This is a genomic window from Microbulbifer mixtoriginis (SeqCode) (assembly GCF_052467235.1).
In genome coordinates this window covers 1627865-1645555 of the sequence record NZ_CP174305.1, presented here as the reverse complement: position 1 = coordinate 1645555, position 17691 = coordinate 1627865, and the positions used below count along the sequence as shown (strand labels likewise).

Sequence of the window (17691 nt, the reverse complement as noted above, 5' to 3'; positions counted from 1 at the left end):
GAGTGTTTTGTGGAAGTGTAAGTGGCTATATTTATCAGTGTGGAGATATGTTGTTATTAATAAATGAAATACTTCCTATATTCTAGCTTGCTTTATTTATCAATAAAATCTGCAAGATATTTCTATGTTTTTTCAGTGAAGTTTGGGTTATAAATGCCCAAAAGGTAAATCATATTATCATATCTTGAAGTGCTTCTCATTTTTGTGACATAGTTGGGATGAGTATACCTCTCTTTGGGTAGTGCTATTTACTACTTATATTGCGACTATCTGTCAAATTATTTACTGCTATATGTATTCAGGGATTGAATATGAGAATAATTATATTTTTCCTACTGCTGTTCTCAAGTTCTTCATTTGCTATTGAGCAGCAGCAGCAGCAGCAGCAGCAGCAGCAGCAGCAGCCTCTAAAAACCATGTCTACATGCCTGGTTATGAATAAATGGAGCTCCTGGGGGATGTGGGAATTCCAGGTTTATGCTATGGCCAGAGAAAAAATCTTAATTGGTAATAAAGAAAACCACTTTCTTATAACGGCAGACGAACCAGGTTTTCGTCATATCATTGCGGGGGAAGTAGTGGCAAATTACCCAGAGGCAATCACCCTGAAAGCGCTTGGTAGCCAGTGTATGGAAAACTGCCCAGAGAATCACACTAAAAGAATTAACTGGTTCAAGCGCCGTTGTAAGTTTTATGAGTCTTAGATTGCCCTGTGGCAACAGTTAGTAAGTGTACGCTTCTATAGCTTTACAGAAGAGAGAGGAAAATATGAGTGATACTAATCCAGTACAGGGAAGCTGCCTGTGTGGTTCTGTGACCATCAAGGCCGAGCTGCCTTCTTCTGACCTTGGAGTCTGTCACTGTAGCATGTGTAAAAAGTGGAGCGGTGGTCCACTGTTGGCGGTGGACTGCCAGACCAGTGTGGAAATCTCTGGTGAGGAGCATGTATCTGTATTTGACTCTTCGGACTGGGCTGAACGCGGTTTCTGTTCCAATTGTGGCTCCCATCTCTTCTACCGATTAAAGGAAACCCAGCAGTATTCAGTTCCTGCGGGTATCTTCGAACTTCCCCCTGAAGTGACAATGACCCATCAGATATTTATTGATGAAAAGCCCACATACTATAGCTTTGCCAATGAGACCAGAAACATAACCGGCCTGGAGCTGGTCACTGAATTTTCCGGAGAGTAAGTGATCACACACTTCTGATTACTTTTGGGGGGACCATTTGTCCCCCTTTAAGGTTACTATTGTTCGCTAACAGCGCTATCGGTTTGAAAGCGGCTGTGCCCATGGCAAATCGTGGGTAATTTGGGCTATCTGGAAGCAGCATTATCAAGCTGTGAAAAGGGCCTGAAAATTTGCAATGATCAAGTAGTAATAGGGAGTGGCAGAGTGCCATGACAGAAACACAGATAGTAGAAATTTTCCTGGCTAATCAGTGGTGGTCCATAATCGCCTTGGTAGTATGTGTCATAGGTGTGACCCTGTGTTGGTTTGGGGGCCTAATGGCTGCATTGACTGCCTTGGGTAATAAGCACTGGGTTTGGGGAATTGTCACTATATTTCTTGGCCCTATTACCGGAATTCCCTATGCTTTGCGGTATAAAGAAGCGGAGTATGCTCGCTCTTTGATGCTTCGAGGAGTATGGGTGTTGTTGGTTGGTTTAATCATTGCTTTCGCCGTTTTATTTTTTGGGCGTTAAAAGACATGCGCGTTGCTAACGGGCTGCGCGCACCCCTAATCTCCTATCAAAGTTTCCTTTCAGTCCTTATATATCCGATTTTCTGACGAATTCTCACTTATTGAGATGTCCGACCCCTATGGCTCTTAGGTGGATCAATATTATATTTTCAAGCTCAATCTTCTACTAGAGATGAAACTCCACATGACTTTTAAGTGGTAGTAAGGTTTCTGCTCATCATTTAAAGGATTTCTAAGGTCAAAATGTGACTCCGGAGAAAAGCTTTGTTGCCATTTGCAAGCTGTGGCGTGAGGGCAAAGGGTTACCCATCTACCCCTCTTGCTTTGTTAAATAAAGAACGGTAATGATCGAGGTCAGTTGAGTCAGGCTTAAATTTATTTCTGATTTTTATGGATTAAATTTTATTATTGGTAATGGCCTTTAATTGGTTTTTCTTGTGTCGATTTTCTTGTAGGGATCTTGATCTTTTTGTATGCCTGCCTCTTCTTCTTTATGAAAGATTAATTATTCTTGCTTGTCTTAACTTGGTAGGCCAGTAATGTTCTGATGGACATGTAAGTCACTACCGTTAGGTAAAGTAATTTGCTTAAATTGTCTTTGATAATTCCTCGTTTAAATGTGCTGGGTCTACCAGTGGGGTATATTTGGACCTTGTATTTAATATTTTTTACATTTTTTATTCCACGCAGATCCAAAGGAAATAGACAAAACTTGATTTTTTTTGGCTTTTTTCTTGAAATAAAGATGATCTCACCGATAAAATCTACCTAGATGAAAATCTAAGATTGGTTAGCGGCTCTTTTTAGGTGTATCCAGCTACCATGCTTTTTCTTGCTTCGAATTTCCCCCTTCCATTGAGCAGGGGTTAGCGAGGTAAACACTATTAAATGCAAAGGCGTTCATTTTTTTGAATGTCGAAATGTGGCAGGTCTTCCTGAGCGTAAGCTCTCGATTTATTAAGTTTGCCTCATAAGTTTGGTGGTTCTAGAGAGGCTTGGAGTTAAATTACTTTGAAGAGTGATGATGCAGATTGCATGATATTTGATCGAATATAAAGTATGGAATGTTAGTCAGAGGGAATTGGTAACGTAGTATGATCGCATCTTCAAAATTAATGAGTTCTCTGGTTATAACAGGGCTTGTACTCATTGCCGGGGTACCAGAGAAAGCGCTAGCTTCATGTCAAAAATTACTTAGTGAGCTTCCGGACATAATAGAGTCCTGTACTCTCGAATTGCCGGATAGCTTCACGCTTAGCTATTCAAATAGAAAAGCAACACTTAAATGGCAAGCTTATGAGCTTGGATCTTCAAACCTGTATAGACGACAAGAAGATTATTCAATAGTACAGGTCCTAAATGGCAATGAAACAACGCTCGATAGTGCGCCCCCTCTCACTGGTACTCGAGTGGTGAATTTAACTGCTGATGGAAATTACTCACTTTGTTTTAAGGCTGAGGGTATACAAGGCACTTATAGGGTTGACCGACGTGCACCTTTGGGGGCAAAACAGGAGTGCCGCGAGGTAGCAGTTACTTCTACACCTACTACCTTAAGTTATCCAAGTGCAGATTATGACGGTTCTTATATCGTCAGTTGGTCCTCACGGCCTGGCGCTAGCCATTATGAACTCGAGCGTAGAATAAATGGAGGTTCTTGGAGCCGAATTTATAATTCTTCAGGAACCAGTTTCAGTGAAAGTGGACGATCCTTGGGTAGTTATCAGTATCGAGTGCGGGCCTGTACGCCCAATATGTGCAGCGATTTTAAAACGGGTCCCGTAGCCGCTGTTGGAACGCCGCCTGTTCCCTCCTCTTTCAGTGTGCCAAGTTATGTATCATCCAGCAGTGTAAATTTAAGCTGGGGGTCTAGTAATGGTGCAACCAGCTATGAGGTACAGCAGCGCAGGGATAATGGTAGCTGGTCTGATGATATTCACTCAGGCTCTGCTGCAACCAGCAGGTCCGTCTCCTCTTTGGTGCATGGCAGTATCTATCGCTTTAGGGTTCGCTCTTGTGCCACCCTCTGTTCTTCGTATCGAGAAAGTGGTGACCTACAGGTTTATTTTCGTCCAGGCGTACCAGATCCCAAATTAAATACGAACACCAGTCTAGACGGTAAATATACGCTGAGCTGGGAAGCCAAAGCGCATGCCACTAGTTATCAGGCTGTAGATGGTAATGACTCTACTGTTTACAGTGGTTCTGATCTGAGCAAGAGTTTTACTGACATTAGCAATGGTACCTACAGCTACAAGGTGCGCGCTTGTAATGTTAAAGGCACCTGCTCCAACTACTCTCCACCGGTCAGCGTTATAGTGGATCGTGTTGTTGGTATACCGGTGCTGTCTGCAGCGCCCACTAGCAGCTGGGATGGCAAAGTAAAACTAAGCTGGACAGAAATTGATAAAGGCGGTCTCACCGTTGAATATCAAGTGGTAGACAGTGCAAATAAGCAGCTTTATCGCGGCACTGCACGTAGCTACCAACTGAGTAACTTGCAGGATGGTCGCCACTGCTACCGGGTACGCGCACTGACTTCAACAGATCATTCCAATTACTCGCCAGAAGCCTGTGCCACCGTAGATTTGCTACAGCCACCAGCAGCGCCGAGCTATATCACTTTGCCTTCTTCTACCGGTGAAGCTTATACCGTGAGCTGGCCATCAGTTGCCGAAACTGATAGTTATCTGCTGCAGCAACGTATTAATAATGGCAGCTGGCAGGCTGTGTATAACGGCTCTGGCAATACCTATAAATACAATGCTTCTTCATTGGTATTCGGTACCCACGATTATCGTGTACAAGCGGTCAACAAGGCGGGCTCCTCCGACTTCAGTGATATCTTCACGGTCACCATGGAGCTAGATCCCACAGTACAGATCCGTAAGCAGCTGTACTACAACGAAGCAGATCAAGTACCAGCAGCGCAGGAAAACCCTGCTCAGGGTATTTTCTCCCAGGATAAAGCGGCCTTCCGCTACCTGGACTTGATGTATATCGTTGATACCAACACCAATACGGTCATCAATCCTTATGCCAGTGGTGAAGCCACGGTTGAATTTTCCAGCCTGTACGACACTGCCGAGCGCAACCGTGCCACCGATGTGGAAGCGTTTATTTTCGAGCAGCTGACCCACCACCCCGACAATGAAAACCTGCAGCGTTTCACGCTGGATGTTTACTACGATCGCGCGGTAGCGGAAATGATCCTGGCTAATGAAGCCCTGGATAATGCCCGTATTAGCCGTTTGCGTAACGAAGCGGTGACTGTCGAAGTTGGCCATATAGAAACTGCACACCAGTTGTTGAAAGACGCCCTGGAGCAGTACAGCTCCCTGCTGACTTATGCACCGGAGTTTTTAGCGCAGTGGGGTCCTTCCCGTGGTCAAATCAGTCCCCGTTACTATGATCCCAACGATCTGGCACAAAAAGATGTAACCCCGGCAGAATTACTGTTCACTGGTTACAAAGATGTCACCATGCTCTATCAGCTGATGAGCAAATTGGCTTCTACCAAAGTGCAGCAAGCGCGTTTGGCCGTTGTAGCTGGTCAGACCAATACCACCTTGTTGGCGCAAATGGTTGACGAGATGGACACGCTGCGCAGCGAGCTGATTGCCAAAGAGGCATCGTTGCGTGCGATCTTCCTGAATGTCGACTTCACCCAGGTGCAGGGTTTCTCTGGCCTGCCCGAAGCTATATCCGAATGGAATACCCATATCAGCGATTTGGAAAACTCCGTGAGCTGGCTCACTGGAGAAACCAATATTCTGGGTCTGCCCCAGGATGCTGTGTTGCTGGTACAAGGCTACGGTATTGATGGCAACACCGTGTTTGACTCCTTCGATGCACTGAGAGACTTCCTTGGTAACGAAAGCAGTGGCCCTATTGCCACAGCGCAAAACAGTTTGGTAGCTGCGAAAACTAGCTATGAGAACTATCGTCACAGCGCTGACAAGCTCGCTACGGAATATACCGATCGCCACCAGCAACTGGGCAACTGGTTGTACAGCTTGCTGGGCCTGGAATTCCCGAGCAATTGTTTTAACCAAGACTGCATCATTATTGAAGAGTCTGCGCAGCAAGGTAGTGAAATTGCGCTACAGGCGAATAACATCGAGCTCGCAGAAATTGCGCTGAGTAACAACCTGCAGCGTATGGAAAACCTGCTGAGTGCGATTGAAATCGAAATTGAGCGACGTGCAGAGGAAGAGGGTATCGTCGATGGCATGTCGAAGATCATCCTGGATTATGGCTCCAAGCAGGAATCCATTTCGAAGCAGATCACCAAGATTCGTAAAGAGGCGGAGAAATCAAGGAAAAGAGATGGCTTCCTTAAAGTCGTGGGTGGTGCTGTAAAAGCATACTTTTCCCAAGGGAAGGATACTGCTTTATTGGAGCAAGGTATCAGCCAAGTGGTTTCCAGCCATATCAACCTCAGAAGTATTAAAGAGATTGGTAAGCTGGAAGCGCTGAGTATTCGCCTGGCGGCGGAAGAACGTGCCAAGCTTAATGACAGTTCTAACAAATTATTAGAAGTCGAAAGCAGGGCGCGGATACGTACCATGTGGCTGGAAGCGAATACTATCGCACTAGATATTGCCCAGGCAGAAGCGACCGTAGAGCAGGAAGTCGAGCGTCTGATCGGTATGCTTAATCAGGCACAGCGGGTTATGAACCAGATGTTCACCACCAACGCCAACTTGGCCGATCGCTATTTTGCCGACCCGATTCACGCCAGTCGCCTGACCACAGAGATGCTGCGTGCGGAACGTCACTTTGAAGAAGCACAGAAATGGTTGTTCTATACCGCCAGTGCGCTGGAGTACAAGTGGCAGGAATCTTTTATTGGGCCGGTTAGTGGTTCTAGAAAAGAAGCTATTTTCCAGTTGCGTAATACTGAGGAGCTGAGAGATTTCTTCAGTGAGATGGCATCTTTTGATCAGTTGCGTAACTTAAATGGCACCCAGCAAGCGATAGACACCTTCTCGCTAAAGGATGATGTATTCGGTTATGTGGATGATATCAATGGTATTCCACAAACCTATGCACATCCAGATCCTGATCAACAAGGCGGTCCAGAATTGAACCCGCAGGAAGCTTTCCAGGAAAAGCTACGTTTATTGTCGCGCTCTTTCGGCACCGATATCTGGTTGACTGTGGAATTTAGTACAGTGAAGGAATTGCCGCGTAGTAATTTCTTCCTGGGTCCGGTTATTGCGGATAATGGTGATCTGTCTTGTCTTGCCGCGGGTGGGTCCTACCTGGATAAAATTGAGACCATTGGACTCAATATTCCTCTGTTGTACAACGTCAGTGGTGAAACAGAAACACCGGCTTACTTAACCTATGGCGGTACCAGCTTTGTGCGCAGTAAAACGCCGGGTACTTTGGTGGAGACGGCAGATGGTGTAGGTATCAAGGACGAGTTGATTACTTATAGCGCACGTTTCTGGGATACCGTTGATGGAGCTAGCCTGGCTTTCCGTAATAGCTATCGTGTGCCTATGGCTGCAAATCTGGATATGTTTAATAGTGGAGCAGGCTCCAGCTCTACGGTTACTAGTGTCTTTAAGGAGCGTAGTGTTGCTGCTACTGGCTGGCGCTTGTCTATCAAATTGGCAGACCGCTTTGGTTCGCTAGTAGATCTTGATGCTATTAAGGATGTTGAGTTGATCTTCAATCATCGTTTCAAATCAAGAAATATTGATACCTGCGGTGGTGGTAATGGTGGCGGCCCTCTGCTATTGCTGCGAGAGCCGGTGAGATAGTAATTTCATTAATAACGCCATTCTAAAGCTGGCATATTTATTTGGTAGTCCGACGGGTTTTAACCGTCGGACTGCTACTCTAGGGCTATCATTTTTTGCCTAAAAAGTGGGGGATTGGAGCATTAAATTTGTCCCTATGTTTTAAAGATGGCAATGTAACCGGTTACATTTTTGGGCCACGCTTCTGTGTGGTATAGCTAGGTCTAAAAATATTGGAGGGTATTTCTTTCTTTATAAATGTGGAGTGCTAGTTAACTCTCCACCTATAGTGCCGCTGTACTGCCAACTATTTGTAATTCTATTTTTTGAGGGCTGGCTGATTTTTGTCAGGCAGGATAGGGGTGTTTTGAGCCTCTGGTTGATCTTGATTATGTCGATTTTTTTGGGTGATTTTTAGTTGCTAGTTTACCTTGGGGGAGTAAAGGTGTTTGCGGCGGTGAGTATGGTGGGTGACTGTCATTGTTGCGCGAATCTAATTTGAATTTAATTTGCTAATCGTGATGTCTGATAGTTTGAATGTTTTTTCTGTGGGTTGACATTGCTTGAAAAATTAATTTCCTGTTGTGCAGGAGTGTTTTTCTTAAATAATAAAATTTTAACCATCTTTTCTTGGGGTGTTTTTACTGAGTTAATTTTTTGCAATCTTTTTTGTCCGGCTGTTGGTGCTAATTTTAAGGTTTGTATGAGACTTATATGGTGGGTTTTTGAGGGTTAATTTTCAGTGTTGGTTATTTTTTGTGGGTTGATATTAGATTAGATCAATAAATGGATTGAAGTTGGGTTTCATTCGTCGATAAAATTCAGCTCAATACTATTCTGGATCGACTTTTAATCCAGGCGTGCTTCTGTAAATGGATGTAAGTAACTTTAGGGAGGGAAGTCATCTGTGGTTCTATCTCATAGAAAAATTTCTTAGATTCATCAATTTTCTGTAGCGGTTTTTTTTTGCTGCTGTGTAGTTTTTTTAGGCAATTTTTTGCTTAAATTTTAAATAGATCATGATTTTTTGGTTTTAAAAATGTTTTCTCTTTTACGCAGTTCTTTAGTGTTGCCAGCCTTGTTTGTCGGCACTATAGCGCATGGGTTCACCTTGAGTGGTCCTGATATAGATACAGATGGTAAGTATTTTCTGAAGCCCCAGAGCGTGTTCCATCCTGGCACAATGGGTTTGTATCTGAAAGAATATAAAAATGGGAATTTTACTCGCAATATATCCTTGGACTCTGGGGGGGCTGATCCCTCAGCGTATATAACCGTAAGTTCAGCAGGGGAATATTACTATGAGCAATGGCATGAATATTGTCAAACTGGAGATATTGGATTTCCAACAGAGCCGGTTTCGTCATGTTCCGCAAATAAGTTCACAAAATTAAGACTTGGCACTCATACCGTTAACGTTATATTTCAACCAGCAGCGCCCTCTAGTATTAGTTATGGGACTTTCGATAGTGATGGTGCCTACAAAGTTAGCTGGTCTTCCAGCGCTGGTGCAGGTCGATATGAACTCTACCGTAGGCTAAATGATGGCCCTTGGAGTAGAGTTTATAACTCCTCTGGAACTAGCTTTAATGAGAGCGGTCGGTCCAGTGGTGATTACCAGTATCGTGTACGAGCCTGTAACACTGAAAAGAATGTATGTGGTAGTTACAAGACTGGCGGAGCCATGGAGGTAGAGCGCACACCGCCAAAACCATCTTCTATCACTGTTCCCAGCTATTCCTCTGCCAGTAGTGTCAATGTTAGTTGGTCCTCCAGCAGCGAGGCTACCCGTTATGAGTTACAGCAGCGTAAGGATAACGGTAGTTGGTCCGGTAATATTTATTCTGGTTCATCTACCAGTACAACGGTTTCTTCCCTGAGCCATGGTAGTACTTACCGCTTTCGAGTGCGTGCCTGTAATACCACCTGCTCTGGCTATCAAGAAAGTGAAGATTTAGAAGTCTATATTCGTCCTGGCGTACCAACCCCTAAATTGAATACGACTACCAGCCTTGATGGTAAATATACTGTCAGCTGGAATACCAAACAATTTGCCACCAGTTACCAGTTGGTCGATGGAAGTGGCTCCACTGTTTACAGCGGTTCTGGCCTGAGCAAGAGTTTTACTGACATTAGCAATGGTACCTACAGCTATAAGGTGCGCGCTTGTAATGTTAAAGGCACCTGCTCCAACTACTCTTCACCGGTCAGCGTTATAGTGGATCGTGTTGTTGGTATACCGGTGCTGTCAGCAGCACCCACTAGCAGCTGGGATGGCAAAGTAAAATTAAACTGGACAGAAATTGATAAAGGCGGTCTCACCGTTGAATATCAAGTGGTGGATAGTGCCAATAAGCAGCTTTACCGCGGTACTGCGCGCAGCTACCAGCTGAGCAATTTGCAGGATGGTCGCCACTGCTACCGGGTACGCGCACTGACTTCAACAGATCAGTCCAATTACTCGCCAGAAGCCTGTGCCACCGTAGATTTGCTACAGCCACCAGCAGCGCCGAGCTATATCACTTTGCCTTCTTCTACCGGTGAAGCTTATACCGTGAGCTGGCCATCAGTTGCCGAAACTGATAGCTATCTGCTGCAGCAACGTATTAATAATGGCAGCTGGCAGACTGTGTATAACGGCTCTGGCAATACCTATAAATACAATGCTTCTTCATTGGTATTCGGTACCCACGATTATCGTGTACAAGCGGTCAACAAGGCGGGCTCCTCCGACTTTAGTGATATCTTCACGGTCACCATGGAGCTGGATCCCACAGTACAGATCCGTAAGCAGCTGTACTACAACGAAGCAGATCAGGTACCAGCAGCGCAGGAAAACCCTGCTCAGGGTATTTTCTCCCGGGATAAAGCGGCCTTCCGCTACCTGGACTTGATGTATATCGTTGATACCAACACCAATACGGTCATCAATCCTTATGCTAGTGGTGAAGCCACGGTTGAATTTTCCAGCCTGTACGACACTGCCGAGCGCAACCGTGCCACCGATGTGGAAGCGTTTATTTTCGAGCAGCTGACGCATCACCCCGACAATGAAAACCTGCAGCGTTTCACGCTGGATGTTTACTACGATCGCGCGGTAGCGGAAATGATCCTGGCCAATGAAGCCCTGGATAATGCCCGTATCAGCCGTTTGCGTAACGAAGCGGTGACTGTCGAAGTTGGCCATATAGAAACTGCACACCAGTTGTTGAAAGACGCCCTGGAGCAGTACAACTCCCTGCTGACCTATGCACCGGAGTTTTTAGCACAATGGGGTCCCTCCCGTGGTCAAATTAGCCCCCGCTACTACGACCCCAACGACCTGGCACAAAAAGATGTAACCCCAGCAGAATTACTGTTCACCGGTTACAAAGATGTCACCATGCTCTATCAGCTGATGAGCAAATTGGCTTCTACTAAAGTGCAGCAAGCGCGTCTGGCCGTCGTTGCCGGACAGACCAATACCACCCTGCTGGCACAAATGGTTGACGAGATGAATACGCTGCGCAGTGAGTTGATTGCCAAAGAGGCATCGTTGCGTGCGATCTTCCCGAATGTCGACTTCACCCAGGTGCAGGGTTTCTCTGGCCTGCCCGAAGCTATATCCGAATGGAATACCCATATCAGCGATTTGGAAAACTCCGTGAGCTGGCTCACTGGAGAAACCAATATTCTGGGTTTGCCCCAGGATGCTGTGTTGCTGGTACAAGGCTACGGTATTGATGGCAACACCGTGTTTGACTCCTTCGATGCACTGAGAGACTTCCTTGGTAACGAAAGCAGTGGCCCTATTGCCACAGCGCAAAACAGTTTGGTAGCTGCGAAAACCAGCTATGAGAACTATCGTCACAGCGCTGACAAGCTGGCTACGGAATATACCGATCGCCACCAGCAACTGGGCAACTGGTTGTACAGCTTGCTGGGCCTGGAATTCCCGAGCAATTGTTTTAACCAAGACTGCATCATTATTGAAGAGTCTGCGCAGCAAGGTAGTGAAATTGCGCTACAGGCGAATAACATCGAGCTCGCGGAAATTGCGCTGAGTAACAACCTGCAGCGTATGGAAAACCTGCTGAGTGCGATTGAAATCGAAATTGAGCGACGTGCAGAGGAAGAGGGTATCGTCGATGGCATGTCGAAGATCATCCTGGATTATGGTTCCAAGCAGGAATCCATTTCGAAGCAAATCGCCAAGGTTCGTAAAGAGGAGGCAAAATCCAGGCAGCGTCATGGTTATCTAAAAGCAGTGGCTGGTACGGTGCTTGCTATCTATACGGGCAATACAGCTTTGCTTCAGGAGGGGGTGAACTATGTTACAGAAGCTCACCGCAATATTAGAAGTATCAAAGATACTGGTAAGTTGGAGGCTATGAGCATTCGTCTGGCGGCGGAAGAGCGTGCCAAGCTGAATGACAGCACCAATAAACTTCTGGATGTGGAAAGCCGCGCGCGGGTACGCACCATGTGGCTGGAGGTAAATACTATTGCCCTGGATATTGCTCAAGCGGAAGCGACAGTTGAGCAAGAAATGGAGCGATTGGTTGGCATGTTAAGCCAAGCTCAGCGGGTTATGAACCAGATGTTCACCACCAACGCCAACTTGGCCGATCGTTATTTTGCCGACCCGATTCACGCCAGTCGCCTGACCACAGAGATGCTGCGTGCGGAACGTCACTTTGAGGAAGCGCAGAAATGGTTGTTCTATACCGCCAGTGCGCTGGAATACAAGTGGCAGGAATCTTTTATTGGGCCGGTTAGTGGTTCTAGAAAAGAAGCTATTTTCCAGTTGCGCAGTACTGAGGAGCTGAGGGATTTCTTCAGTGAGATGGCATCTTTTGATCAGCTACACAATCTAGGGAGCATAGAGCAGGCAACCGATACTTTCTCTTTGAAGGATGATGTGTTTGGCTATGTGGATCATATTAATGGTATTCCACAAACCTATACGCACCCAGATCCTGATCAGCAAGGTGGACAGGAGTTGAGTCCGCAGGATGCTTTCCAGGAGAAATTACGTTTACTCTCACGCTCTTTCGGTACTGATGTCTGGTTAACTGTAGAGTTTAGTTCTGTGAAAGAGTTACCTCGTAGTAACTTCTTCCTGGGTCCGGTTATTGCAGATAACGGTGATCTGTCTTGTCTGGCCACAGGTGGTAATTATCTGGATAAAATTGAGACTATCGGGCTCAATATCCCCTTGTTGTTCAACGTCAGTGGTGAAACAGAAACACCTGCATTCCTAACTTATGGTGGTACCAGCTTCCTGCGCAGTAAAACGCCGGGCACTCTGGTGGAGACGGCAGATGGTGTAGGCATCAAAGACGAATTGATTACTCATACTACTCGCTTTTGGGATGCTGTAGAGGGAACTGGCTTGGCGTTCCGCAATAGCTATCGTGTATCTATGGCTGCAAATCTGGATATGTTTAACAGTGGTATGGGGTCCAGCTCTACAGTCACCAGTGCATTTAAAGAGCGCAGTGTTGCCACCACGGGCTGGCGTTTGTCCATTAAATTGGCAGACCGCTTTGGTTCGCTGGTGGATCTTGATGCGGTTAAAGATATTGAGTTGATCTTCAATCATCGTTTCAAGTCAAGAAACATTGACACTTGCGGTGGTGATAATGGTGGTGGCCCGCTGTTATTGCTGAAGCAACCAATAACTCACTAATTTTAATAATAACCTCCTAAAATTAGAGTAGTTATTTAGTAATCCAGTAGTATTTACACTGCTGGATTACTTTTCTAATGTTTTTATAAAACTAATTTGGTATTAATAGATATAATGGTTAAATCAAAATATTTAATTGCATTTCTATCTTTTTTCTTTTTCTCTTCTGCTTATGGTCAGTTCAATGAACCTGTGTCAGGTGAGCTCGATGGGCCAACTTTAGACAAGGATGGAAAATTTAAACTTACTCATAGGGATAGAAGTTATTTTGGAACTATAGTGCTTCGATCTGTGAAGGAGTATAGAAATGGTGTGTTCACACGTCAAATACCCCTGCTTACAAATGACGCAACCTCAGCTTTGGATAGAGAGTATTATCCAACAGAAATAACCGTTACTTCTTCGGGAGAATATCGCTACGAAAAAGAATACTGGGTAAAATATGCGCGATTTGGGCCTCCAGTATACGAAACAGAGGTTCCGGGAGTAAGCCACACAGTAAAAGTTGAGTTGCCGCCACCAACGCCCGAATCTCCCGCCTCAATCAGCGCCCCCAGCTATACATCATCTAGCAGTGCTAATCTTACCTGGTCTGCCAGCAGCAGGGCTACTCGCTACGAGGTGCAACAGCGCAAGGATAACGGCAGTTGGTCCGGTAATATTTATTCTGGTTCATCTACCAGTACAACGGTTTCTTCCCTGAGCCATGGTAGTACTTACCGCTTTCGAGTGCGTGCCTGTAATACCACCTGCTCTGGCTATCAAGAAAGTGAAGATTTAGAAGTCTATATTCGTCCTGGCGTACCAACCCCTAAATTGAATACGACTACCAGCCTTGATGGTAAATATACTGTCAGCTGGAATACCAAACAATTTGCCACCAGTTACCAGTTGGTCGATGGAAGTGGCTCCACTGTTTACAGCGGTTCTGGCCTGAGCAAGAGTTTTACTGACATTAGCAATGGTACCTACAGCTATAAGGTGCGCGCTTGTAATGTTAAAGGCACCTGCTCCAACTACTCTTCACCGGTCAGCGTTATAGTGGATCGTGTTGTTGGTATACCGGTGCTGTCAGCAGCACCCACTAGCAGCTGGGATGGCAAAGTAAAATTAAACTGGACAGAAATTGATAAAGGCGGTCTCACCGTTGAATATCAAGTGGTGGATAGTGCCAATAAGCAGCTTTACCGCGGTACTGCGCGCAGCTACCAGCTGAGCAATTTGCAGGATGGTCGCCACTGCTACCGGGTACGCGCACTGACTTCAACAGATCAGTCCAATTACTCGCCAGAAGCCTGTGCCACCGTAGATTTGCTACAGCCACCAGCAGCGCCGAGCTATATCACTTTGCCTTCTTCTACCGGTGAAGCTTATACCGTGAGCTGGCCATCAGTTGCCGAAACTGATAGCTATCTGCTGCAGCAACGTATTAATAATGGCAGCTGGCAGACTGTGTATAACGGCTCTGGCAATACCTATAAATACAATGCTTCTTCATTGGTATTCGGTACCCACGATTATCGTGTACAAGCGGTCAACAAGGCGGGCTCCTCCGACTTTAGTGATATCTTCACGGTCACCATGGAGCTGGATCCCACAGTACAGATCCGTAAGCAGCTGTACTACAACGAAGCAGATCAGGTACCAGCAGCGCAGGAAAACCCTGCTCAGGGTATTTTCTCCCGGGATAAAGCGGCCTTCCGCTACCTGGACTTGATGTATATCGTTGATACCAACACCAATACGGTCATCAATCCTTATGCTAGTGGTGAAGCCACGGTTGAATTTTCCAGCCTGTACGACACTGCCGAGCGCAACCGTGCCACCGATGTGGAAGCGTTTATTTTCGAGCAGCTGACGCATCACCCCGACAATGAAAACCTGCAGCGTTTCACGCTGGATGTTTACTACGATCGCGCGGTAGCGGAAATGATCCTGGCCAATGAAGCCCTGGATAATGCCCGTATCAGCCGTTTGCGTAACGAAGCGGTGACTGTCGAAGTTGGCCATATAGAAACTGCACACCAGTTGTTGAAAGACGCCCTGGAGCAGTACAACTCCCTGCTGACCTATGCACCGGAGTTTTTAGCACAATGGGGTCCCTCCCGTGGTCAAATTAGCCCCCGCTACTACGACCCCAACGACCTGGCACAAAAAGATGTAACCCCAGCAGAATTACTGTTCACCGGTTACAAAGATGTCACCATGCTCTATCAGCTGATGAGCAAATTGGCTTCTACTAAAGTGCAGCAAGCGCGTCTGGCCGTCGTTGCCGGACAGACCAATACCACCCTGCTGGCACAAATGGTTGACGAGATGAATACGCTGCGCAGTGAGTTGATTGCCAAAGAGGCATCGTTGCGTGCGATCTTCCCGAATGTCGACTTCACCCAGGTGCAGGGTTTCTCTGGCCTGCCCGAAGCTATATCCGAATGGAATACCCATATCAGCGATTTGGAAAACTCCGTGAGCTGGCTCACTGGAGAAACCAATATTCTGGGTTTGCCCCAGGATGCTGTGTTGCTGGTACAAGGCTACGGTATTGATGGCAACACCGTGTTTGACTCCTTCGATGCACTGAGAGACTTCCTTGGTAACGAAAGCAGTGGCCCTATTGCCACAGCGCAAAACAGTTTGGTAGCTGCGAAAACCAGCTATGAGAACTATCGTCACAGCGCTGACAAGCTGGCTACGGAATATACCGATCGCCACCAGCAACTGGGCAACTGGTTGTACAGCTTGCTGGGCCTGGAATTCCCGAGCAATTGTTTTAACCAAGACTGCATCATTATTGAAGAGTCTGCGCAGCAAGGTAGTGAAATTGCGCTACAGGCGAATAACATCGAGCTCGCGGAAATTGCGCTGAGTAACAACCTGCAGCGTATGGAAAACCTGCTGAGTGCGATTGAAATCGAAATTGAGCGACGTGCAGAGGAAGAGGGTATCGTCGATGGCATGTCGAAGATCATCCTGGATTATGGTTCCAAGCAGGAATCCATTTCGAAGCAAATCGCCAAGGTTCGTAAAGAGGAGGCAAAATCCAGGCAGCGTCATGGTTATCTAAAAGCAGTGGCTGGTACGGTGCTTGCTATCTATACGGGCAATACAGCTTTGCTTCAGGAGGGGGTGAACTATGTTACAGAAGCTCACCGCAATATTAGAAGTATCAAAGATATTGGTAAGTTGGAGGCTATGAGCATTCGTCTGGCGGCGGAAGAGCGTGCCAAGCTGAATGACAGCACCAATAAACTTCTGGATGTGGAAAGCCGCGCGCGGGTACGTACCATGTGGCTGGAGGTAAATACTATTGCGCTGGATATTGCTCAAGCGGAAGCGACAGTTGAGCAAGAAATGGAGCGATTGGTTGGCATGTTAAGCCAAGCTCAGCGGGTTATGAACCAGATGTTCACCACCAACGCCAACTTGGCCGATCGTTATTTTGCCGACCCGATTCACGCCAGTCGCCTAACTACAGAAATGCTGCGTGCGGAACGTCACTTTGAAGAAGCACAGAAATGGTTGTTCTATACCGCCAGTGCGCTGGAATACAAGTGGCAGGAATCTTTTATTGGGCCGGTTAGTGGTTCTAGAAAAGAAGCTATTTTCCAGTTGCGCAGTACTGAGGAGCTGAGGGATTTCTTCAGTGAGATGGCATCTTTTGATCAGCTAGGTAACTTAAATGGCACCCAGCAGGCGACAGATATCTTCTCTTTGAAGGATGATGTTTTCGGTTATGTGGATGATATCAATGGTATCCCGCAAACTTATCCTCACCCAGATCCTGTCCAGCAAGGAGGAGTAGAACTTAGCCCGCAAGAAGCTTTCCAAGAGAAGCTGCGTTTATTATCGCGTTCTTTCGGCACTGATGTATGGCTAACTGCGGAATTTAGTACGGTGAAGGAATTGCCGCGCAGTAATTTCTTCCTGGGCCCTGTTATTGCAGACAATGGAGATCTGTCTTGTCTTGCAGCTGGTGGTAATTACCTGGATAAAATTGAGACAGTTGGCCTCAATATCCCATTGCTATACAACGTCAGCGGTGAAACTGAAACACCAGCTTATCTGACCTATGGTGGTACCAGCTTCTTGCGTAGCAAAACACCGGGTACCCTGGTGGAAACTGTGGATGGTGTAGGTATACAGGATGAGCTAATTACCCATAGCCCACGATTCTGGGATATCACGGAGAGGACCAATTTAGCTTTCCGTGATAGTTATCGTGTGTCTATGGCTGCGAATTTGGATCTGTTTAACAGTGGTGCTGGCTCCAGTTCTACGATTACCAGCGTCTTTAAAGAGCGTAGTGTCGCTGCTACGGGCTGGCGCTTGTCAATTAAATTGGCAGACCGATTTGGTTCGCTGGTAGATCTTGATGCGGTTAAAGATATTGAGTTGATCTTCAATCATCGGTTCAAATCAAGAAACGTTGATACCTGTGGCGGTGATAATGGTGGTGGCCCGCTGTTATTGCTGAAGCAACCAGTAACTCACTAGCTCTGTTAGTCTAATTTCTAAAAAATAGAGAACTTTCTTGGCAATCCAGTGGCATTGATGCTGCTGGA

General features: G+C 46.2%; 6 protein-coding genes. All 6 read left to right on the top strand.

The window, feature by feature from the left end:
• Positions 1–311 precede the first annotated feature (311 nt).
• The 6 genes from ACJJIO_RS07225 to ACJJIO_RS07200 all read left to right on the top strand — a co-directional run bounded on the left by ACJJIO_RS07225 (position 312) and on the right by ACJJIO_RS07200 (position 17623).
• The gene (locus ACJJIO_RS07225; RefSeq protein WP_444910597.1) at positions 312–704 is read left to right on the top strand and encodes a hypothetical protein; all 393 of its coding nucleotides are present in this window, start codon (positions 312–314) and stop codon (positions 702–704) included.
• Between the two features lie 64 nt (positions 705–768).
• Positions 769–1191 carry a GFA family protein gene (locus tag ACJJIO_RS07220; RefSeq protein ID WP_252083436.1) on the top strand — a complete coding sequence of 141 codons (423 nt, stop codon included), beginning with the start codon at positions 769–771 and terminating at the stop codon, positions 1189–1191.
• Positions 1192–1400: 209 nt separating this feature from the next.
• Positions 1401–1706 (top strand): hypothetical protein, encoded by a 306-nt coding sequence (locus tag ACJJIO_RS07215; protein ID WP_444910596.1) that lies wholly within the window; start codon positions 1401–1403, stop codon positions 1704–1706.
• 1408 nt (positions 1707–3114) lie between these two features.
• Positions 3115–7479, top strand: coding sequence for a fibronectin type III domain-containing protein (locus ACJJIO_RS07210; RefSeq protein WP_444910595.1), 4365 nt, complete (start codon positions 3115–3117; stop codon positions 7477–7479).
• Between the two features lie 1018 nt (positions 7480–8497).
• Complete coding sequence (locus tag ACJJIO_RS07205) at positions 8498–13129, top strand: fibronectin type III domain-containing protein (RefSeq protein ID WP_444910594.1); 4632 nt, start codon at positions 8498–8500, stop codon at positions 13127–13129.
• A 312-nt stretch (positions 13130–13441) separates the two neighbouring features.
• On the top strand, positions 13442–17623 hold the full coding sequence (locus ACJJIO_RS07200; protein WP_444910593.1) for a fibronectin type III domain-containing protein: 4182 nt from the start codon (positions 13442–13444) through the stop codon (positions 17621–17623).
• Positions 17624–17691: the final 68 nt, after the last annotated feature.